Genomic DNA, 21,466 nt, shown 5'->3' on the forward strand with positions numbered 1-21,466 from the left:
AGGTCACCCCAATGTACAGCGTGCCGTTCCGTTTGCTGGCCAGGATGCAAACGCAGAACTGCTTGTCCATAGCGCCAAACGCCAAACTGGATTCCCGCTTTCGCGGGAATGACGGCCATAACACCGAACCACGTTACCCACAAATTTGTCGCGCACCCATTGAGCGTTCGGCCGGGATGCGGGCCGGGGCTACTGACTCGCTCACGCCGATGTGCTACAGCCACGCGCGTCTATCGCCGCGAACTTCAGAGCCACGGGAGAGCAACGAATGGGAAAGGCCGCCCGGCTGCAGCATCGCCGCCGTATCGCTCCGCAGCCGATTCACCGCGCGATCTCGCTCACCGAGCTGGTCGACTCGACCTTCTTGGCATACAACGCCGCCCGCTTGCGGGAGGCCTGTCAGGTGTTTACGCGCAGGATGCTGGCGCCGGAGGTAACCATCGGTGTCAGCCTCACAGGCGCACTCACTCCGGCCGGGGCCGGCATCGCCGCGCTGATTCCGTTGATCGAGCACGGCTTCGTCGACTGGGTGGTGAGCACGGGCGCGAACCTCTACCACGACCTGCACTTCGGCATCGGTCTCGATCTTCACATGGGGACGCCGTTCGTAAGCGACGTGGAGTTGCGCGGTGAAGGGGTGGTGCGGATCTACGACGTCTTCTTCGACTACACCGTGCTGCTCGAAACCGATGCGTTTTGCCGCCAGGTGATCGCGGCGCCCGAGTTTCAGCGCAGCATGAGCACGGCGGAGTTCCACTACCGGCTCGGCGCCTACGTTTGCGAGCGCGAGCGCGTGCTCGGCCTCGGCCGCCGCTCGCTGCTGGCCGCCGCGCACGTACACGGCGTACCGGTCTATACCTCGTCGCCGGGGGACAGCTCGATCGGCATGAACGTGGCCGCGCTGGCGTTGACCGGCAACCAGCTCGCTTTCGACGTCTCGCGCGACGTCAACGAAACCGCCGCCATCGTCTATGCGGCCAAACAGCACGAAGGCCGCAGCGGCGTACTGCTGCTCGGTGGTGGCTCGCCGAAGAACTTCGTGTTGCAAACCGAACCGCAAATCCAAGAGGTGCTGGGCATTGCCGAAAGCGGCCACGACTTCTTCATTCAAGTGACCGATGCCCGCCCCGACACCGGCGGGTTGTCGGGGGCCACGCCCAACGAGGCCGTCAGCTGGGGCAAGGTCGATCCGCAGGCGCTGCCCGACGCGGTCGTCTGCTACCTCGATGCCACCGTCGCCCTGCCGATTCTGACCGCCTACGCGCTCGCCAATCATGAGCCGCGAACGCACAAGCGGCTCTACGATCAGCGCGAGGCCTTGTTGGCGGACCTGACGGCCGAATATCGCCGCGTCAGCAAACAACAGGAGAGCCGCTGATGGCGCGACCCGAGTTGAGTGTGGCGATCGCCGCGGCGCGGGCCGCCGGGGCCGTGATCCGCGAGATCTACGCCGCCCCCTTCGATGTTCGGCACAAAGGACATGACAACCCGGTGACCGAAGCCGATCTGCAGGCCAACGAGCGGATTCACGGCATCATCCACGCGGCCTTTCCCGACGACGGCTGGTTGTCCGAGGAAACCCGCGATCAGCCCGATCGTTTGGCGAAATCACGGGTGTGGATCATCGATCCGCTCGACGGCACCAAGGAATTCGTGCAACACATCCCCGAGTTCTGCGTCTGCGTAGCGCTGGTGGACGGGGGCGAGCCGATCGTCGGCGTCAGCTACGACCCGATTCACGACGAGGTCTTTGCCGCTGAACGTGGCGGCGGGCTGACGGTGAACGGCATCCCGGCGCGCGTGAGCAGCGAGTCCGCGCTCGACCGCGCCCGCGTGCTGGCCAGTCGCTCGGAGGACAAACGCGGCGAGTGGGAGGCCTATAAGCCGCACATGCAAGTCGCGCTCACCGGCAGTGTGGCCTTCAAACTGGCACTGGTAGCCGCGGGCCGCGCCGACGCCACTTTCAGCCTGACGCCGAAGAACGAATGGGACATTTGCGCCGGTACGCTGCTGGTCAGCGAAGGCGGCGGCCGCATGACCGACCGTGCCTGCCAGCCGCTGCGCTTCAATCAGCCCGACCCGCTGCGCCCGGGCTTGATCGCCAGCAACGGCCGGCTCCACGGCCCGCTGCAAGATCTGATCGCGCGCCTGTCGGCGTAAGCGGCCGAGCCGCGACTGCCGGCGCTAGCGGTGCGCAGCGGCAGCCATGCGCGCCAAGCCCGGCAGGTCGGAAATCAGCCCGTCCACCCCCAGCGCCAGCAACCGCTCCATCTCGGGGCGATCGTTGATGGTCCAGGCGTGGATCTCCAAGCCGAAGCGGTGCGCGGCGGCCACGCTCGGCGCACTGATCAGCTCGATATCGCCGAACTGCGGCGGGATCTGCAGCGCCCGGCCGGCGGGCCGATAGTCGGCGAAACCGGTACTCAGCCGGCCGACGAAATCGAGCACGTCGCCGGTCGAGAAGCTGGTGTCGATCTGCTCGCCCGCGGCCGCGCGGATGGCGGCCATGATCGCGTCGTGTTCGGCGGCCAGCAGCACGTCGGCGCCGCGCCCGGCCGCGAGGATCAGGCGCACGACCTCTTCGGCAATTGCCGGCTGCGCCTGCTTGACCTCGATGTTGCAGCGCGCCTTGGGAAAGCGCGCCAGCAGTTCCGCCAGCGTCGGTACGCGCACGCCCTGGCCGCGGTAGGGATAGTGTTTGCCGTCGAAGGTGAAGTGATAGCCGGCATCGAGGCCGGTCACTTCTGCCAGGGTGTAGGAGTTGACCGGCCCGGAGCCGTCGGTGGTGCGGTCGAGCGTCTCATCGTGCATCACCACGATGTGGCCGTCGCGGGTGCCGTGGACGTCGAGTTCGAGGTAGCCAGCGCCCAGTTCCAGCGCCAGTGCGAACGACGGCAGGGTGTTCTCCGGCGCCAAGCCGGCAGCGCCGCGGTGCCCAAACACCCGCGGGTGCGGGCCGCAAAAGTAGTTTGAGGTCACAAACGGTGCGCGGGCTATTGGGTGATCGAGACCACGCCCGGCCGGCGCGTCGGTGGCAGCGCGGCCAACAGCGTCGGCTCCACCGGTACCGCACTCGGCGGCCGCGGCACGCCCGCGAGCCGGGTCAACAGCCCCTGCTTCGCCAACTGAAAGCGCTGCGGATCAGCGATCAGCCGCCGCAGCGACACCCGCGCCGTCAGCGGATTGAGGTACTGCCCGTTACGATAAAGCGCGAAGTGCAAGTGCGGGCCGGTGGTCAAGCCGGTCTGCCCGACCCAACCGATCACTTGCCCCTGCCTGACGGCCGTTCCCGCGCGCAAGTCGCGGGCGATGCCGCGCAGGTGCGAGTACGTCGTCGACAGCCCCTCGCCGTGGCGCACGGCGATCTGGTTGCCGTAGTCGCCGTTGCGCCCGGCGGCGATCACCACGCCGTCGCCGGCGGCGCGCACCGGCGTGCCTACAGGCGCGGCGAAGTCGACGCCATTGTGCGGCCGCGTGTGCTTCAATATGGGATGAAACCGCGCCCCCGAGAACACCGAGCTGATACGAGTGAACTCCACCGGGTAGCGCAAGAAGCTCTGGGCGAGGACCCGCCCGCTGGCATCGACGTAGGTGCCTTCGACCCCGTCGTCGTAATAAAAAGCCTGCGCCAGCCGCTTGGCGCTGCGGATCTCCGCGGCCAGCACCCGGCCCGGCGGTAGCACACGGCCGTCACTGCTGACGCGGCGCTCGTACAACACCCGGAAGCGATCGCCCGCTTGGACTCGCCGGAAATCGAATTCCCAGCCGAGGATATCGGCCATCTGCGAAATGATCTGATCAGGGATACCGGTGCGCCGCGCCGCCTGGTGGAAGTTCTTCTCGACCACGCCCTCTGCGCCGACCACCGTCACCTTGATCGCCAGCGGCTCGGTCCGACCACGCAGCTGCTTGCCCGCGCGTTCGACGACCACGCGGGTGTGGTTGTCGACTTCGTAGTTGAGCGCGGCCAAGCGGCCGCCGCGTTCGAGCTGAAGTACCAGCACGTGCCCCGGCGCCAGCTGCACCGGGCCGGCGGCAGTGCGGATCGCCTTGTCCCACTGGGCGATCTCGCGACGGCTCAGGCCGCGCTTAGCCAGAATGCCGGTGAGGGTCTCTGTGCGTTGCACCACGTGGCGCACGCTCTTGTTGCTGGCGGGAGCGGCGGCAGCCGGACGAGGCGCGGTGGTGGCGGAACGCCTTGCCGCACGGCTGGCCCACGCGGGTTGGCTGAAGATGGCGGCACCGACGGCGAAGCCTAACAGCCACGCCGATCGCACCTGAAACCGTTGGTTTCTCACGACGCGCTCTCCTTCCTGCGACACAGTAGAAGAGAGGCTCCCCATGACCACGCACAGCCATCGGCCGCCAAAAAAAATCGGCAGAGGATCGCTCCCCTGGCCGTATCCAGTTTGGCGCCTCTCCTTGAAGGCCGGCGAAGTTAGCTGACGGGTTAGGGCTCAAAGAGTTGCCCATCCCGGGGCTGGTGCCACCGAGATTCACCCCAAAACGAAACCTGGGTCCTCCGCTCCTCGTTTCTGAGGATTAGGCCTATGTCGCGTCGCAGTCGTACTGAACTTTGCCGTGGGAATCAAGCTCGCGGCGAATCTTTTTTTCCGTTGCCGCTGGAGTACTGGTCACGACCGGGGCAAGCGGAAACACGCGACGGTGTTGGCGTGGGTGCGCGCCGCTAGCTCGCCGAGCGAAACGCCGCGGATGGCGGCGAGGGCTTGGGCGGTAAACAGGACGTAGGCCGGCTCGTTGCGGCGGCCGCGCAGTGGGGCGGGGGTCAGAAACGGGGCGTCGGTTTCGATCAATAGCCGGTCCGCCGGCGTCAGCCGCGCGGCGGCTTGCAGCTCACCGGCATTCTTGAAGGTCACGATGCCGCTGAACGAGAGATAGAAGCCGAGGTCGAGAAAGGCGCGAGCCTCGGCTGCCGAGCCGGAGAAGCAATGGATCACGCCACCAACTTCAGCGGCGCCTTCTTCGCGCATGATGGTGATCGCCACTTCACCGGCGTCGCGCAAGTGAATGGTGAGCGGCAAGCGCAGCCGGCGGGCCAGTGCGATGCAGCGGCGGAAGGCGGCTTCCTGTGCCGGCCGCGGCGAGTTGTCGTAGTAGAAATCCAGGCCGGTCTCACCGATGGCCAGCACTTTCGGCTGCTGCGCCAGACGTTCGAGTGCCGCCAACGCCGGCTCCGAGGCCTCACTGGCAGCGTGCGGATGAATGCCGACGGTGGCGAAGATCGCCGGGTGCAGTGCCGCCAAGGCCACCGCCTCGTCGTTGCACTGCAACGGCCCGCCGGCACCGATCGTGATCATGGTGGTAACGCCGGCGGCAATGGCGCGAGTGATCACCGCCTCGCGATCGCCGGCAAAGCGCTCCTCGTCCAAGTGGCAGTGGGAATCAATTGCGCTCACGCCCGCGGTCAGGCGCGGCAAGTCGGCGGGGGCCATTAGCAACCGCTCGACTGCCGAGAAGCGCGGGCACGGAGTGGGAAGCTTCGCTTGCGAGCGCCCTTGGCCGCGGCGCGGAGCCGGCGCCGCCGTCTCATTGGTTGGGCTCGATGCGCGGGAACAGGATCAGCGATGGGCCGGTCACATGGCCGCTGTGGAAGTGCGTACCCCAAGCGCCGTCGAGGGCGGGGGTGCCCGGCAGGTTGAGGGCGCTCAGGATGCGCTCACTGGTCTCGGGCAGAAACGGCTCCAGCAACGTCGCCGAGACGCGCAAGGCTTCGAGCAGGTGATGCAGGATGGCGCCGACGCGCGGGCGCTGGGCGGCATCCTTGGCCAGCGTAAACGGCGCCGTGACCACGATGTACTTGTTGGCGTGATCAATGGCGCGCCACAGTGATTCCAGCGCGCGGTGAAAAGCCATCCGCTCGATCAGCTCCGGCACCTCCCGCGCCGCCAGCGCGAAGGCCGCGATCAGCGCCCGATCATCCTCGCTCGACTCGCCCAGCGGCTGCACCGCCCCTTGGAAGTAACGCTGTTGCATCGACAGGGTGCGGCTGACGAGGTTGCCGAGATTGTTGGCCAGGTCGGCGTTGACGCGGGTGATGAAGCCGTCCTCGGTGAACGAGGCGTCCTGGCCGAAGACCATGTCGCGCAGCAGGAAGTAACGAAACGCGTCCATGCCGTAACGCGCCTTCATGTCGAGCGGCCGGATGGTGTTGCCCAGGCTCTTCGACATCTTGCTCTCGCCGCGAATCCAGTAGCCGTGCACGCGCAGCTGCTGGTAGAGCGGCAAGCCCAACGCCATCAGCATGGTCGGCCAGAAGATGCCGTGGGGCTTGAGAATGTCCTTGCCGATCAAATGGTGCACCGCCGGCCAGAAGCGCTGGAAGACGTCTTCGCCTTGGGCCTTGAGCACGCTGATGTAGCTGATCAGCGCATCGAACCAGACGTAAGTGACGTAGGCGGGATCGAAGGGCAGCTCGATGCCCCACGTCAGCCGCGACTTCGGCCGTGAGATGCACAGGTCGCCGAGCGCCTCGCCCCGCAGCAGGGCCAGCACTTCGTTGCGATACTGCTCGGGGACGATCAACTGCGGGCGGGCCTCGAGTTCGGCCAGCAGGCGCGCCTGGTACTTGCTCATGCGGAAGAAGTAGTTGTCCTCGGACACCGGCGCCGGCGCCTTGAGATGGTCCGGACACAGGCCGTTGACCAGCTCCTTCTCGGTGTACAGCCGCTCGCACTCGGTGCAGTAGAGGCCGGAGTAACTCCCGAAATATATGTCACCCGCGGTGTGCAGCTGGCTGAGGAAGCCCCGCACCACCTCGACGTGAGTGCAATCGGTGGTGCGGACGAAGGCATCGTGGGTGAAGCCGCACGCGGCCCAGGTGTCGCGGAAGATGCGGCTGACCCGATCGGCATGCTGGCGCGGCGGCAGTCCGGCGGCGGCGGCGGCGTTGGCGATCTTGTCACCGTGTTCGTCGGTGCCGGTGATGAAGTAGGTCTCCTCCCCGCGGCGGCGGTGGGAGCGTGCCAGCACGTCGGCGATCAGGGTGGTGTAAGTGTGGCCGAGGTGGGGCTCGGCATTGATGTAGTAGATCGGCGTGGTGACGTAAAAGCGGCTCATTGGGAATCGGGCTGCGCGAAATTACGGCTGCGCTTTGCGTTCGACCAGCTCTTCGAGGCTGGCTTCGGTTTCACTGCCGTCTTGGTGGCGGATCTTCACCGTCTGCTTGAGCACATCTTGGTGAGTGACGACGCCGTCACCCTTGACGCAGGCCACCGCCGAGCCGATGGCCGGCAGGCGCCGCCCCAGCTCACGGTAGGTCAGGTACTCGAAGCGCAGGCAGCACTTGAGGCGGCCGCACATGCCGGCGAGCTTGGTGGGGTTGAGCGACAGGCCCTGATCCTTGGCCATCTTGACCGATATCGCTTCGAACTCCGTCAGCCAGCTGGCGCAGCACAGCTCGCGGCCGCAGGCGGCGATACCGCCGATGAATCGGGTTTCGTCGCGCGCGCCGATCTGCTTCATTTCAATGCGGGTGTGCAGCGTGTGCGCCAGGTCACGCACCAGATCACGGAAATCGACGCGCCCTTCGGCGCAGAAGTAGAAACTGATCTTGCCGCCGTCGAAGCTGCACTCGACGCTGATCAGCTTCATCGCCAGGCCGCGTTCGCGAATGCGGTGCAGGGCGATGCGCTGCGCCTCGCGCTGGCGGCGCAGGTTGGCGTCCTCGCGGGCGAGGTCGCGGCCGTCGGCTTTCTTGATCACCCGGCCGAGTTTGGCCCCGGCCTCGACCGGCCGCAGCAGATCGCTGCGCACCACCGTACCCAGGGCCGAGCCCCGTTCGGTTTCGACGACGACCTGATCGCCGGGCTGCAGCTCGAGTGCGCCGCAGCTGTAAGGGCGCACGCCGCCGCCGCTCTCGCAGCGCACGCCGACCAGCCGGGGCGAGTTAGCCACGCTCGCGGTTTCGTCGCTCATAGCTCGCTCCGCAGCCGCAGGAACAGCGCCTCCAAGAGCAGCTGCCGGTTGGGGTTGCTGCGCCGCAAGCAGGCCAGCGCCTGGGTGAGCGCCTCGCTGCCATGCACGGCGGTTTCGCTGCGGGTCGGCGGCAAGTGGCTGGCGAGGTCGGCGTTGCGCAGGCCGATGGTCTCGGCGCCGACCGCGCGCACTGCTTGGTCGCGGTACCAGGTGAGCATGATCGCCAATGGGAGAGCCGGATCGTCGCGGCCTGTGGTCTCTTGAATCATCTGCGCCAGGCGAACATAACCGGCCCCCGGCAGTGCCGCAAGTTGCGCCAACAACCGCCGGCGCCGTTCGCCGAGTGCGCCGCGCAGTTGCAGCGCTCGCCCTGGGCTACCCTCGGCGTAGGCGGCCGCGCAGGCGGCCTCGGCCGGCGTCAGCTGGCCATCACGCTGCAAGATTTCGACGACGAGATCGTCTGGCAACGGGGCGCAGTGTACCCGCTGGCAGCGCGAGCGCACCGTCGGCAGCAGCGAGCCCGGGGTATGGGTCACCAAGATCAGCAGGGAGCGTGGCGGCGGCTCTTCCAGCGTCTTGAGCAGCGCGTTCTGGGCGTTGGGGTTGAGAGCATGCGCGTCGGTGATAACCGCCACCTTGCTCCGGGCCCGCAGGGGAGCCAGCTGCATGAAGCTGCGTAGCTCTCGGATCGGCTCGATGCGGATCTCTTTCTTGCCCGGCGGCACTGCGACCACACGCACGTCCGGGTGCGAACCGGCGGCGGCTTGGCGGCACCCGGCGCAGCTACCGCAAGCGTCGGGCTCGGTGGTTGTAGTCGGGTCTTCGCACACCAGCAGTGCGGCCAAGGCCGCTGCCAGCCGCTGCTTGCCGACACCCTCGGGACCGCTGAGCAAGACCGCGTGCGCCAGGCGCTCGCGCGCCAGCGCGGCGCGCAACTGCGCCTTGGCCGACTCGTGCCCGCGAACGTTGGCGAAGCTGTTCATGGCGGCGGCAGCGCCGCCCGCACGGCGGCGAGCACCTGGGCGGTGACTTGCTCGCGAGCGCGCGTCGCATCGATCAGGCAATAGCGATCGGGGTGTTCGGCGGCCTGGATCAAGAAGCCTTGACGCACGCGCTCGTGAAAGGCCGTCTCGGCCCGGTGAAAGCGATCGTCGCCGCGCGCACGTTGCAGTCCGATGGCAACCGGGCAGTCGAGCAGCACGGTGAGATCGGCCGTCAGCCCTGAGCATACCAGCGCATCGAGTTGGCTGACGGTAGCCAGATCCAAACCGCGGCCGTACGCTTGGTAGGCAATCGTGGAGGCGGAAAAGCGGTCGGTCAGCACCACTTGGCCGGCGGCCAGCGCCGGCCGAATCACCTCCGCGATATGTTGCGCGCGATCGGCGAGGTACAACAGCAGCTCCGCCAGGGCGGTGGGGGCGGCACTATCGAGGTGCATCACCAGGCGGCGGATTTCCGCTCCCATGGCGGTGCCACCAGGCTCCCTGGTCTCACAAACGGCGTAGCCCTGGTGCCGCAAGGCGCCGGCAACCAGTGACAGGTGAGTGGACTTCCCGGTGCCTTCCGTGCCCTCGAACGCGATCAGCCGGCCGCGCCCCTCAGCCACGCGGCGCTCCCGCCTTTCCGAGCACCAGGTCGATCCCGTAGAGTAGTTGCTTAGCCGTGAAGGGCTTGGTGATGTAGTAGTCGGCGCCGTACTGGTAGCCGCTCAACACGTCCTCGTCATGGGTCTTAGCGGTCACCAAGATCACCGGGATCTTGGCGGTCGCATGCTTTTCCTTGATCCGCTGGAGCACTTCGAGGCCATTCATCTCCGGCATCATCACATCGAGCAGGATGAGGTCGGGGCGCGGATCGCCTTCGACCAGCCGCAACGCCGCCGGGCCGGATTCCGCCACCAGCACGGTGTAGCCGCGGGTCGCAAGAATGCTTTGCAGGATGGTGACGCTATCGGGGTTATCATCCACCACCAGGATCGTCGGGCTCATAGCTCTCCACTGTGCTGCACCGCGGCTAGGCCGCGCAAGTTTCTACCGCTCAGCCGTCCCCCCCGCGCCCACGTATTTCTTGACGATGGCGCGAATTACCATCGGGCGGGCGGGTTTCGGGATGTAGTCGTCGCAGCCGGCCGCGCGCGCCTGCTCCTCATCGCCGCGCATAGCGAATGCCGTCAGCGCCACCACGGGAATGTCTTGCAGGGTGCGGTCGGCCTTGATCTGCCGGGTTGCCTCCCAGCCATCCATGTTGGGTAAAGCCAGGTCCATCAGAATCAAGTCGGGGTGCTCCGCGCGCGCTTTCTCCAGCGCCTGGTTGCCGTCGATGGCTTCGACCACGGCGTAGCCCTCGACGGTCAAAACCTTGGTAACTATCCGCCGATTGTCCGCGTCATCTTCGACGACCAGAATTTTCTTGGGCATCGCCACACTCAGTTCTTGGGCCGCACCCGCAATCGGCGCGGCCTCTTGGGCAGCTTATAACCGCGGGGTGGCAAGCTTGTAAAGTCTATTCGGGGGCGGCCGTGCACTGACATCTCGGTTGCGGTCTAGGCGCGCGGCCAAAAGCGCAAGGGGTTCGCGGCCGGTGGAAATGGCCACGAACCCCTTGTGCGCGAGAGCAACGGGCCGCTACGGCAGCGGGCGGTTGTAGATCTTCTTGTCCACCAAGGCGCCGGGCCCGATGCCGATGGCGGTGGCGCCACCCATCAGGCCACCACGTGCAACGCCCTTCGAGCCCAGAGAGATGTCGCGCTCGGTGGCGAGCAGCGTGGCCTCGAGCTGAGCCTCCTGCTCCACGGTGGCGGTGCCACCGGCGCCCTGCACGTTGATCAGCACCTGGTTCGGCAGCACCCCGCTGACCTTGATCTTGCCCAGCCGAGCGACGCGGAACGTGCCGGTTACGTTGATCACCACCGCCGTGCCCGGGTTGGAGGCGGCGGAAATAATCAGAGTCCCGCGGGCATCGACCTGCAAGTTACCCAGCCGGATGAGGTTGAGCTGCCCCGGTGTAACCGCCAGCGTTTGGGTCCCGTTAGCCGGCACCAAGATGCCGGTCATCGTGGTATTCACGCTCCCGCACGCGAGCGGATCGGCGATGATATCGGCCGCCGCTTTGGCGGTGGTGGCGGCGGTGGCACACAGCGACACTTGGGCAGCAGCAGTAGGATCGGGGGCGATAAAGGTGCCCACTGGGTTGATGACCGCTGGCGCACCCGGGCTGACGGAACCACCGCCGGTGTAGATGCCGTTGGCAACCGAGCACGCGCCGCCGAACGAGACCGCGCCGCCCGTCGTCTTGGTCGCGATCACCTTGCCGCCCAGCACGGAGTTCTTTCCAAAACTGCTCTTCCAGGTACAGATGTTACCGGTCACCGTCGTGGGCGAGAGGCCAGTGAGCTGGATCGAGGTCGAGTTGATTCCCAGCACACTGAATGTCTTGGCTTGGCCCAAGTTGGCCGGGCCGATGCGGCCGAAGCAGACGCCGGAGTGGCAGCGATCATTGAGAGTGCCGGCGTTGCCATCGTTACACGCGGTGCAATCCGGCTCGTTGCAGTTCAACGCCGCCTCGTTGCAGGTGTGGGCGCACGTTGTACCCGGCACGCACGGGTCCCCGGCGTGCAGCGAGCAGCTACCACTGTCGCAGGTATCCGCGCCGTTGCAGAATACGCCGTCATCGCATGGGGCCGCGTTGTTGGTGTTGGTACATCCCGCCAAGGTGCAGGTATCATCCGTGCACAACTCGCTATCGTCGCAGAGCGAGTCGTCCGTGGTACCGGCACAAGTCCCGGCGCCATCGCAGGTGTCGTTCACCGTGCAGTTCACCCCGTCATCGCAAGGGTCGGAGTTGAACGGGTACTGGCAGTCCAACGTCGCATCGCAGACATTGTCGGTACAGACATCGGCGTCATCGCAATTGCCGTCGTTGGTCGCATTCACGCAGCCGATGATGACGCTGCACGTATCATCAGTGCAGCCGACGCCGTCGTCGCAGGCCGCGTCATTCGGGGCGTTGTCGCAACCGCTGACGTCGCTGCAAGTGTCGGTGGTGCAGCCGATGCCGTCATCGCAAGCGGCGTTGACCTCGGTGTTGGTACAGGTGCCGGTGGGCTCGTTGCAGGTGTCGGTGGTGCAGCTGATGCTGTCGTCACAATCCACCGCGGTGCCGGCGACGCAACCGTCGGGTCCGGCCAGCGGGTCGAGCGGGTCGCAGGTCTCGGTGCCGGTGCAAGCCAGACCGTCGTCACAGTCGTTATCGGTGTCACAGGCGACCACGCAATACGAGATCGGAGTGACGTCGCCGAGCAAAGCCCAGTCGTCATCGTCGTAGAGGTAGCCCTCCTCCACGCCGGTTCCCGGCGTGACATCGCTGGAAGTGAACTGGTTGCATACTGCGGATACGTTGTTGACGCCGATGTTCTCGATGTCACAGTAGGCGCCGCCGATGCAATTGCCGAAAATGCCCCCGCTATTGCCCTTGATCTTGTTGTTGCCGTTGCTGCCGCCGTTGTAGAAGCCGCCGCCGAGGTCGATGGCGTAGTTGGTTGCGGTGGTCACCGAGGTGGCGTCGATCCCGATGGCGTTGCCGCTGTTGCCGGTGATCGTGTTGCTGCGCAAAGCCACCCCGACCAGCCCACCAGCAGGCCCACTGGCGCCGACGAGGTCAATCAGCACCCCGGTACCGGTGTTTCCGCTGACGTCGTTGTTCAACACCAGCGCGGTGCCTTCTGCGCCGCTATCGGTGTAACGAACTTCGATGCCGGAGTTGGCGCTCTGGTTCCCCGACACCGTGTTGTTGCTGATCGTCGGGTTAAACTCGAACCCGACAGCGCTGTTGTTGATGTCCAAGGCCTCGGCGATAATCCCGGCGCCGGCGTTGCCGGTGACCGTGTTGTTGGAAATAGCGACCGGCAGTGCGGTCAGCGAGCCGGCGGAGCTGGCGATCGATGACCAGTTACTGGCGATGAAGTGGATACCGTCGCCGCCGGTGCTGCCGGTGACCGTGTTGTTGGAAATCGTGGCCTGCGGAGAAACGGTGGCCCGGTCCATTTCGCTCCAACTGGAGAAACTCACCAAGATGCCGTCGCCGCCGGGCGAGGTGATGGTGTTGCCGCTGACGGTCGCACTAACGAGCAGCCTGGCATCCTCCATGTCGGACAAGCTGCTCACGCTCAGTTCGACGCCGCGGTCACCTGGGCTTGCAATGGTGTTGCCGCCGATCAGCATGTCGGCGAGTACGATGATCGACGTGGCGGAGTCCGAGATTTCGGAAACCTCCATGTCAACCCCATCGTCCACGGGGCCAGTAATAGTATTTCCGACGATTATAGGTTGAAACGCCAGTATGACGCTGGTGGCAGTGCTCGTAAACGAAGTCGCGGCAACGTAGATGCCGTCGTCGCCGGCCCCGGTGATGGTGTTGCCGACTACGAGCGGCCTGAAAGTCATGATGTTGTCGCCGTTCTCGAGGTCGCTGGCGGCCAAGCTCATGCCGTCGCCGCCGGGGTTGGTGATGAAGTTGCCGACCACAATCGGGGCCACCAGGCCTTCCGCGTCGCTGGTGGCGGACACTTTAATCGCGTCGACCCCGGAGGTGGTGCCCACCGAAGACATCGCGTTCGACGAGATCAGCGGAGCCATCACTTGCAGTAGGCCGCTCTCGGAGGCATAGAACGCGACCGCCCCGAATCTCTGTCCGGCGAAAGAGTTGTAACGGATCGTCGGCGACAAGTTCACCGCGTTGCCCGAATCGTCATCGTTAAAAGCGGCCACGCCACGGCCACCACCGTCGAACGAATTCAGTTCGATCACCGCGGTGACCGCGTCGAAGCCGTACAAGTCGTCGATCTGGATACCGTCGCCCGCGGTTGTGGTAGTAAAGGTCCCGAATGTGGTGGTGATGGTGTTGGTTGCCGCGCCCGGCCGAATGGTCATGCCGGAGATGGTCGACTGCGTCAGCGGGCCACTGGCGTTGAAGACGTCATTGCCGTTGGTGCCGTCATTGGCATCGACGACTACGCTGCTCGGCGAGCCGGTGTTGCCAATGACCGAGACGCAATCCTTCAGTCCGATGGGAAACAAGTCGCCATTGGCGGTGTCGTAGGTACCGTCGGCGAGCAGCACCTTATCCGCCACCGGGCAACCGTCGGCGCGGGTGCCGATGGCGTAGCCAACGGTGCGGCAGGAGGGATTGACCCCGACACCGCAACTGGCGGTGTCGGTGGCGCTCACGCCCGTGGACACCTGGATATCAACTGCCCGCGCCGGCGGGAGAACGAGCCAGGAACCTAGTACCACGGCCAGTGTGCCTACCCACGACGAGCGTACGTAAATCATGGGCGGCGTTTTACAGCCGGGGGCGGAAGCCGTCAATAGAAAAATCGCGGGTTTCGTCTGCCGGCCCGGCGGGTAGGCGAATCGAGCTAGGGCGGGCTCGGGCGGCCCAGCGCTCAGTGGGCACGGGCGGCGGGCTTCTTGGGCCGTTTGACGAGGGGGCCGAGGAGCGGGTCGTCAGCGAAGCGGGCGCGCACCGAATCGCCGCCGAGCTTGATGGCCTGCTCGATGTGTGCTTGGGCATCAGCTTTGCGCCCGGCTTGCACTTCCAAGCGGGCCAAGCGCAGCCACCAGGTGGCGTTCTTGGGGTTGCCCTCGGCCACCTTGCGCAGCAAAGCGACGGCGTCATCGAGACGGCCCGTCTCCTGGTAGGCGAGGGCGAGGTTGTTGTAGGCCACACCGGCCTGGGGATTGAGCTTGATTGCGCGTTCGAGCAGGGTGGTAGCCTCGGCAAACTGCTTGTTTTTGAACAGCAACGTACCGAGGTTATAGACGGCCTCGAAGTGCTCGGGGCTAAGTTCAATCACGCGGCGATAGGTGGCGATGGCGCGCCCGGTCTGACCAGTTCGATCGTAGTAGCCACCGAGGTTATTGAGCGTCGGCACGTGGTCGGGCTCGATTTCGAGGGCGCGGCGATAAAAGCCGGCGGCCTCCTCTCGATTGCCCTGGGAATCGGCCACCACACCCAAGTTGTAAAGCGCATCGGCATTGTGCGGGTCCATGTCGATGGCCTTCTGCAAGGTGGCGCGGGCTTCGGTCTCCCGGCCGGCGCGGTGGTAAGTGTTGCTTAGACCGATGAGCGCTTTGACGTAGAGCGGATCGCGGCGCAGAGCCTCCTCGTACCACTCGATGGCCTTGTTGATGTTGCCGGATTCTTGAAACAGGTCGGCGAACTCGTTGGCCAGCTCGGGCTCGTTACCGCCGCCGGCCAGCGCCTGCTTGAGGACTTCGAAGGCATTGGCCAGATCGCCCTGGCGCCGGTACAGGCGCGCCAGGGCCGTACGGCCCTGCTGCCGGCGGGGGTCGAGGGCGATGACCTTCTCGATCTCGGCCTTGGCGGCCTCGGGTTGTCCGATGGCCAGCAGGGCGTTGCCGAGCGAGCTGCGGGCCATGATGTTGCCGGCATCCTTTTCGAGCAGGGCGCGCAACGCCGCCACCGCCTCTTCGTGCTTGCGGCGGCGCATGAGATTTTGCGCCTCTTGGAACTCTTCCCACAGCCCGATCTTGTCCTTGGGGTCAGGTAAGCCTTCGCCGGCCACCGCGCCCTTGTCATCGACGTTGTAGCCCAACGCCGCCAGGCGCTCGCGGTCGGCGGCGCTCAACTTGAGGCTGGCATCGGCGCCGCTGCCGGTGAGCAGCACGTCGGTGCGCAGATACTCATCGAGGCGGCGGGAGAACTGCGCCAGCAGCGGCGGCTGCTCGGCCAAGAGGTTACGGCTCTCCTGCGGGTCGGCCGCGAGGTCGTACCACTCGGCGCGGGGGGCGCGGATGTACTTTGCGGCGGTCGTGCGCACGCCGCGCAGCTCGGCCCAGCCGTTGTTGAAACGCGGCACCAGGGTCTCGATGTAGCTTTCAAGATCGGCGGAGCGGCCGCCGGCCAGCAACGGCACCAGGCTCTCCCCGTCCACGTTCCCCGGTATCGGGAGGCGCAGCAGGTCGAGGACGGTGGGCACGATGTCGATGGTACGCACTTGCCCTGCGACGCGGTGTCCCTGGTGCAAGGCGGGATGACTCATGATCAAGGGCACGTGCAGCGTGGCGTCGTAGAGCAGCAGCGAATGCGTGGCTTCGCCGTGCTCGCCGAGGCTTTCCCCGTGATCCGCCACCACCACCATCAGCGTGTCCGCCAAGCGGTTGAAATCGCCGAGCGCGCTGATCACGCGGCCGATCTCGGCATCGACGCCGGCGATCTCGCCGTCGTACGGGCGCTTGTCGTACAGCACGTCGAACGGCGGCGGCGGCTCGTAGTTGGCGTGCACGTCGAAGTAGTGCAGCCAGAGCATGAACGACTGCTGGTGGTGCTCGCGCAACCACGCCACGCCTTGGTCAGTGACCGAGCGCCCGGGCCGCTCGTCGAACATGAACATCGGCCCCTTCTTGCCGGTGTGGAGGTTGTCGTCGTAACTGTCGAAGCCCTGATCGAGGCCGAACTTGGAATCGAGCACGAAGGCACCGATGACGGCGCCGGTGTGGTAGCCTTGCCGCTTGAGGATTTCGGCCAGCGTCTCTTCTGTGTCGGGCACCCTGAAGGTGCCATTGTTGCGCACGCCGTGGTGAGTCGGGTAACGGCCGGTGAATATGGAAGTGTGGCTGGGCAGAGTCAGCGGCACCGGCGTAATCGCCTGCTCGAACAGCACCCCGCGCTGCGCCAGGGCGTCGAGGTGCGGCGTCTTGATGTCCTTGTAACCGTAAGCGGCCAGGTGGTCGGCCCGGGTGGTGTCGAGGGTAATGACCACGAGGTTGCGGATCTGGGTGCGGTCAACGCGCGGGCCGAACCACTGGCAGCCGGCCAGTAGCGCGCACGCCAGTGCCAGCAGCGCAGCTGGTCGCCGGCCGGGTTTGGGGCTCGCCTGTAACACCGGGCTGTGGTTCACGCTGCTGACGTGCTCGTTGGCACGGATCACTTGGCAACCGCGAAAGCGGTGTAGCCGGCACCCGTACCTTCGATCAGGAGGAGGCGCTCGCAGCGCCAGCCGGGGGCGATCGGCGCCCCGTTGGCGGGCGTGGCGGTGGACACCTCGTCGCACTGCACCTTGGTGGCGGACCAGACGGCGGAGAGCACCAGCACCTCGCCGGCGTTCGGGGTGGCCTTCAGCTGGCAGGCTTGCCCGGCCGGGCACGCCCCGCCCACGGGCTTGCCACCGAGCTGGGGCACGGAGGGGTTTTGCACCGTTACCGGCAGTGGCAGCGGGCCGTGCAGCTCGAACACTTTCGGTGGTTTGTCCTTGCCCTTTTCCTTCTTGCGCTCGCCCTTGGTCTTGCGTCGCTCGGACCGCCGCGCCGCGCGTTCTTCGGGCGACAGCTTCATCAATTCCTCGCGCCGCCGGAGCGCCTCTTCGGTTTGTTCCGCCACCCAGGTGGCCCGCGCTTCGGGGTCCTTTGGCGGCACGGCCTGAGGCCACGCCGCTGCCGGCAGAAGCAGCACCATCGCCAGGTACACAATTCCCTTGCGCATCTCACCTCCAGCGTGGACCGACGATATAATAGAGCAAGCCGCCCTCGTCCACCCTGCTCGAGCGGCTCGCCGATTGCTGGGCAGCGAGTGCCGGCGGCAAATTACCGGGTCAGGTGATGACGGGCCGCCTACGGCAGGCGGATTACGTCGCCCGGGTCGCTGATGCCTTGGAAATGTATGTTGGCCGCCGCGCTCTGGTTGCCGTGAGCATCGAAGAACGCCCCCAGCAGGCCGTGGCCGCCAGCACCGACGCCGCGGATGCGGGTCTGCCCGATCAAGCTGCCCGCCACCCCGACGTTGAAGATCGAGCGAACGGGCTGGGTGGTGTCGAGGTTCGACAAGCGGCGCAGGGCGAAGCAGTCCACCAGCGTGCTGCTGGAAAAACGCTGCTCGAACTCGTTGAAGACAAGAAACTGAGCGATCACGGCAGAGGGGTCTTGCAACTCGAAGTCCACGCTGCATGGCACCAATGCCACCACACCCAAGGCTGCGGCCCCGGTCGCGGGATCAACGGCGTCGTCAAAGAAGTGGTCCAGGATCAAGGTGTGCGGGCAGGCGGCGTATTCCTCGCCCAGCCGCAGCATGTCGTCGCCGTCGTTGGCGCCAGCGATGGCGGGGATGCCGATGGCGTTGTGGCGAACAAGATCGTAAGAGCCGGCGAGAGCCTGCACCATGGTAGTGGCGCCGACGAGGACGTTGCGCTCACTGGGGCGGTCCTGGTCATCGACTGCCACGCACCTCAACTCGCCGACGAAGGTCGGTTCGCCCACCGGCGGTACTCGGCTGCCGGCATTGCTCTGACCGGCACCGCCGCGGCTGCGGCCATCGAGCGGCAGGCAGCGTTCTCCGGGAGTTTGCGCCGGTGTACAAAAGGTGGACAGTCCCTCCGATGCCAGCCATGCCAGCGGCTGGCGCGGGGTGAGCGTAACGCGGAAGTCGGTCTCGCTCCAGCCGGGCAAACACAATCCGCCGCCGCACTCGGCACCGCTGAAGCACACGCTCCCGTCATTGCTGCAGTGTCCGTTGGCATTGACGTAGAAACAGCGGGCGCTCACCGCGGTGTTCGAGGTGTTGCTCAACTGCACCAGTGTATCCACGCCGGCGGCGGCACTGGTGAACACCACCGGGTAGACGACAATGGCCGCGGCCTGGTCGGAGGCCACATCGGCAGCTGCCACTCCGGCACCGCCCAGCATCACCAACGCCAGCAATCCTCGCCGCAGTATCATCACACCCCTCCTCTTGCTCGTGTAACTCATCACCGTGTGACCTCGCTGGTGGTTTCCGGCTGGCTCCTAGCGCTGGTGGTCAGCCAAGGTGTGGGTGATCCCTTGCTCAGCTACCTGCCTGCATTCACAGAGACTGTAGCCATTCTCCGCCGCGCCACCCTGCTGTTGCGTGAGCAGTTCTGGCGCCGGGACACATTCCAGCCCCGGATCGCACGAGCCGTCACAGGTGGGGCTCTCGGCCTGACCGCACGGCGGCTGGCCATTGCCATGGCTCGGCGCCGGCATCAACGCCGCCATCAGCCACATGAGGATCGCCACTACCGGAACAGCTCTGCGCACTGGCCTCATCTCTCCTCCTCGGGGCTGCCCCCATTTTCCCAATGACAGCTACTATGACTTGGACCGGCTGCCTGTCAAGCGCGCCGGGACCAGGCGGAGGTCGCTAGCAAATCAGGCAGCTCAATCAGGCTCTGGACGATCGCGTCGGGGCGCTCAACCGCTAGCACCGCGCGTGAGCTGGTACCACTGAGAACCCCAACCGTACCCACGCCGGCAGCCTTCCCGGCTTGTATGTCGATGGGGGAATCGCCGACATAGATGACCTCCGACGGGGTTGCTGCCATCTGATCGAGGCAACGGATAATCACCTCCGGTGCGGGTTTGCGCTGCACCACATCCTCGCGCCCTACAATGGCAGCAAACAGGCTGCGCACTCCCCAGCGCTGCAGAAACGGCACGTCGCGGCCGGATGACGTGGCAATGCCCAGCATCAGCCCGGTTTTATGGATCGTCCGGAGCGCTTCCACGCTGCCGGGGATCGGCCGGGTGTCTTCGTGGTAGCGGCGGAGCCATTGCGGCCCGCGCGCGGCAAAGGCTGCGTTGATCGTCTCCTGTGGAACGTCGCCGGGCAGCAACTGCGTGAAATTCGATCGCCCGGTGCGCATGAGCTCGTACACCGCCTCACGTTCCGGCGGCGGCAGGTCCAGATCGGTCGCGATCTCGCAGGCGAAGCCATAGAACAACTCGACCGAGTCGGCGATGGTTCCGTCGAGATCGAAGATGACGGCGCGGATAGTCAGGCGGCTATCCCCTGCTTCCATGCGGCGCCAACGCGGGCTTCGAGTTCGGCGAGTGAGCCGTTGTTCTCGATGACCACGTCGGCATAGCGACGGCGCTCCTCGGTGCTGAGCTGCGCCTCGATGCGCGCCGTTACCTGTGCAGCGTTCATACCGCGGTCGGCTCGCAGGCGCGTCTGCACAGCCTCGCGGCTGGCCACGACCAGCCACACCTCGTCCACCAGCGCTAACCAGTTGGCTTCGATGAGCACGGCGGCCTCGACGACAATGGGAAGCGCAAAACCCGCCGCCCGCCGGGCGGCTATGCGCCGCTTGATTTCTTGGAAGATCAGCGGGTGGACGATCGCGTTCAGCCGCTCGAGCGCCGCCGGATCGGCGAACACGAGGGCGCCCAGCCGCCGGCGATCGATGGTAGCGTCGGCAGCGACAATGTCCTCCCCGAATGCCGCGACAACCCGCCGCCAGCCTTCCGTGCCTGGACGATACACCTCGTGACCAACGAGGTCCGCGTTAATCACTTCGGCGCCGAGTTGCCCAAGGATCTTCGCCACCGCGCTCTTGCCTGAACCGATACCACCCGTGAGCCCGATCGTGCGCATGCTGTCGTGCTTAGCCGAACGCGGACAGCGCGTCCACTTCGTTGCCGGCCGGCTACGAGTATGGCGAGTGCGGCGGGGTTGCTGCTAGAAACGACCGGCGAGCCAAGGTGTGAGCGGGCATATGCGCGCCCGTTCACCGCAAGGCGCGGCCCCGCGGAGGCCGAACTGATTTCAGCCGACGGCCCGCAGTGGTTCGCTAAGCGCCACGGTTGCCCGCGGGGTCCGGACAACGCCGCCGTTTGCAGCGCGCTCGCGCCACCGCTGAACCCCCCGGCGGAGATACTCGGGGTTGATCTCCAGAATCTCGCAGATGTTCTCAAACGAGAAGTACCAGGTGCGGTCGTCGTCACCGATCCAATCTTCGGCATCGGCAAACATCTGCTGGCCGGGCCCGTCCTTGGCGAAGGCGTACTTCTGGTAGCAATCGAGCGCGTCTTGGAGAACCGCCAGCATCAGCCGCTTTTCCCCCGAGACGCTGGAGCCGCCACGAAACGCGGCGTAAAACTGCGCCGGCAGCAATGCGTCAGGCTCGAAAAGGCCAAATGAGCGGTCATTCATCGCGATAGCTCTCCTTACGGCTTAATTCGGTTGGCCGCCAGGATGACTCATCCCGTTGTCCTAGCCAAATGAAAAAAACTGCGCCGGGATGCCGCCGCGGCTAATCACGCGCCGGCAGGTCGCCCATGACACACAGCTCCCCTCCCCGATCTGCTTGCGATCGGGGCGGGAGCTTGTGGCACGCGGCGGCCCGGCGCCTGGCGCCGGGAACCGTTATTTCTTGGCGCCGAGTACGGCTTCCTTCAGCGGCTTGGCGACCGTGAAGCGAACCTTCTTACGCGCGGGGATCTTGATCGCCTCGCCGGTTTGCGGGTTGCGACCCATGCGCGCCTTGGTCTGCACCTTGCGGAAAGTGCCCAACCCTGGAATCTTCACCGGGTCCCCTTTCTTGAGCGACCCGACGATGGTCTTCACCAAGCCGTCGAGCACAGCGTCGGCCTGCTTCTTCGCCAGGTCAGCCGATTCGGCCAGTTTCTGGACCAACTGCGACTTCGTCATCAACCGTCCTCCCCTCTTTCAGGCACTCATTGGTGCCAGGTCATACGCGTCCATGAAACATCCCAAAAAA

The 21,466-nt window shown here is 65.8% G+C and carries 20 protein-coding genes; 2 read left to right on the forward strand and 18 right to left on the reverse strand.

Features of this window, described 5'->3' with window-relative positions; all coding sequences use genetic code 11:
- Positions 1-268 precede the first annotated feature (268 nt).
- Both HY699_21215 and HY699_21220 read left to right on the forward strand, forming a co-directional pair.
- Entirely contained in the window at positions 269-1,378 is a 1,110-nt protein-coding gene (locus HY699_21215) for a deoxyhypusine synthase (protein MBI4518328.1), read from the forward strand.
- On the forward strand, positions 1,378-2,160 hold the full coding sequence (locus HY699_21220) for a 3'(2'),5'-bisphosphate nucleotidase CysQ (GenBank protein MBI4518329.1): 783 nt from the start codon (positions 1,378-1,380) through the stop codon (positions 2,158-2,160). The genes HY699_21215 and HY699_21220 overlap by 1 nt, the downstream gene beginning before the upstream one ends.
- A 24-nt stretch (positions 2,161-2,184) precedes the next feature.
- Here the strand turns inward: HY699_21220 and HY699_21225 are convergent, their stop codons facing one another.
- From HY699_21225 to HY699_21310, 18 genes are all read right to left on the reverse strand, one after another.
- Positions 2,185-2,979 carry a glycerophosphodiester phosphodiesterase gene (locus HY699_21225; GenBank protein MBI4518330.1) on the reverse strand — a complete coding sequence of 265 codons (795 nt, stop codon included), beginning with the start codon at positions 2,977-2,979 and terminating at the stop codon, positions 2,185-2,187.
- 14 nt (positions 2,980-2,993) lie between these two features.
- Positions 2,994-4,298, reverse strand: a complete 1,305-nt coding sequence (locus HY699_21230; protein ID MBI4518331.1) for a peptidoglycan DD-metalloendopeptidase family protein — start codon at positions 4,296-4,298, stop codon at positions 2,994-2,996.
- Between the two features lie 336 nt (positions 4,299-4,634).
- Entirely contained in the window at positions 4,635-5,453 is an 819-nt protein-coding gene (locus HY699_21235; protein ID MBI4518332.1) for a TatD family hydrolase, read from the reverse strand.
- 94 nt (positions 5,454-5,547) lie between these two features.
- On the reverse strand, positions 5,548-7,077 hold the full coding sequence (gene metG, locus HY699_21240; GenBank protein MBI4518333.1) for a methionine--tRNA ligase: 1,530 nt from the start codon (positions 7,075-7,077) through the stop codon (positions 5,548-5,550).
- 21 nt (positions 7,078-7,098) lie between these two features.
- The gene (locus tag HY699_21245) at positions 7,099-7,935 is read right to left on the reverse strand and encodes a stage 0 sporulation protein (protein ID MBI4518334.1); all 837 of its coding nucleotides are present in this window, start codon (positions 7,933-7,935) and stop codon (positions 7,099-7,101) included.
- Positions 7,932-8,918, reverse strand: coding sequence for a DNA polymerase III subunit delta' (gene holB / locus HY699_21250; GenBank protein ID MBI4518335.1), 987 nt, complete (start codon positions 8,916-8,918; stop codon positions 7,932-7,934). Before holB ends, HY699_21245 begins: the two co-directional genes overlap by 4 nt.
- Positions 8,915-9,520 (reverse strand): dTMP kinase, encoded by a 606-nt coding sequence (gene tmk, locus HY699_21255; protein ID MBI4518336.1) that lies wholly within the window; start codon positions 9,518-9,520, stop codon positions 8,915-8,917. Before tmk ends, holB begins: the two co-directional genes overlap by 4 nt.
- A 13-nt stretch (positions 9,521-9,533) precedes the next feature.
- On the reverse strand, positions 9,534-9,923 hold the full coding sequence (locus HY699_21260) for a response regulator (GenBank protein MBI4518337.1): 390 nt from the start codon (positions 9,921-9,923) through the stop codon (positions 9,534-9,536).
- Positions 9,924-9,965: 42 nt separating this feature from the next.
- Positions 9,966-10,352 carry a response regulator gene (locus HY699_21265; protein MBI4518338.1) on the reverse strand — a complete coding sequence of 129 codons (387 nt, stop codon included), beginning with the start codon at positions 10,350-10,352 and terminating at the stop codon, positions 9,966-9,968.
- Positions 10,353-10,559: 207 nt separating this feature from the next.
- Positions 10,560-14,264: a right-handed parallel beta-helix repeat-containing protein gene (locus HY699_21270; protein MBI4518339.1), complete on the reverse strand. Its 3,705-nt coding sequence runs from the start codon at positions 14,262-14,264 to the stop codon at positions 10,560-10,562.
- Positions 14,265-14,377: 113 nt separating this feature from the next.
- Positions 14,378-16,885: a sulfatase-like hydrolase/transferase gene (locus HY699_21275; protein ID MBI4518340.1), complete on the reverse strand. Its 2,508-nt coding sequence runs from the start codon at positions 16,883-16,885 to the stop codon at positions 14,378-14,380.
- Positions 16,882-17,436: a hypothetical protein gene (locus tag HY699_21280; protein MBI4518341.1), complete on the reverse strand. Its 555-nt coding sequence runs from the start codon at positions 17,434-17,436 to the stop codon at positions 16,882-16,884. The genes HY699_21275 and HY699_21280 overlap by 4 nt, the downstream gene beginning before the upstream one ends.
- 128 nt (positions 17,437-17,564) lie before the next feature.
- Entirely contained in the window at positions 17,565-18,665 is a 1,101-nt protein-coding gene (locus tag HY699_21285) for a hypothetical protein (GenBank protein MBI4518342.1), read from the reverse strand.
- Between the two features lie 66 nt (positions 18,666-18,731).
- A complete protein-coding gene (locus tag HY699_21290) occupies positions 18,732-19,004 on the reverse strand; it encodes a hypothetical protein (GenBank protein ID MBI4518343.1) in 273 nt (90 codons plus the stop codon).
- Positions 19,005-19,078: 74 nt separating this feature from the next.
- Entirely contained in the window at positions 19,079-19,765 is a 687-nt protein-coding gene (locus tag HY699_21295; protein ID MBI4518344.1) for an HAD family hydrolase, read from the reverse strand.
- Positions 19,741-20,340: a dephospho-CoA kinase gene (locus tag HY699_21300; protein MBI4518345.1), complete on the reverse strand. Its 600-nt coding sequence runs from the start codon at positions 20,338-20,340 to the stop codon at positions 19,741-19,743. Before HY699_21300 ends, HY699_21295 begins: the two co-directional genes overlap by 25 nt.
- Positions 20,341-20,511: 171 nt before the next feature.
- A complete protein-coding gene (locus tag HY699_21305; GenBank protein ID MBI4518346.1) occupies positions 20,512-20,898 on the reverse strand; it encodes a hypothetical protein in 387 nt (128 codons plus the stop codon).
- A gap of 213 nt (positions 20,899-21,111) precedes the next feature.
- Positions 21,112-21,396, reverse strand: coding sequence for an HU family DNA-binding protein (locus HY699_21310; GenBank protein ID MBI4518347.1), 285 nt, complete (start codon positions 21,394-21,396; stop codon positions 21,112-21,114).
- Positions 21,397-21,466 lie beyond the last annotated feature (70 nt).

It is taken from the genome of Deltaproteobacteria bacterium (assembly GCA_016210005.1).
Lineage (GTDB): Bacteria > Desulfobacterota > Binatia > HRBIN30 > JACQVA1 > JACQVA1.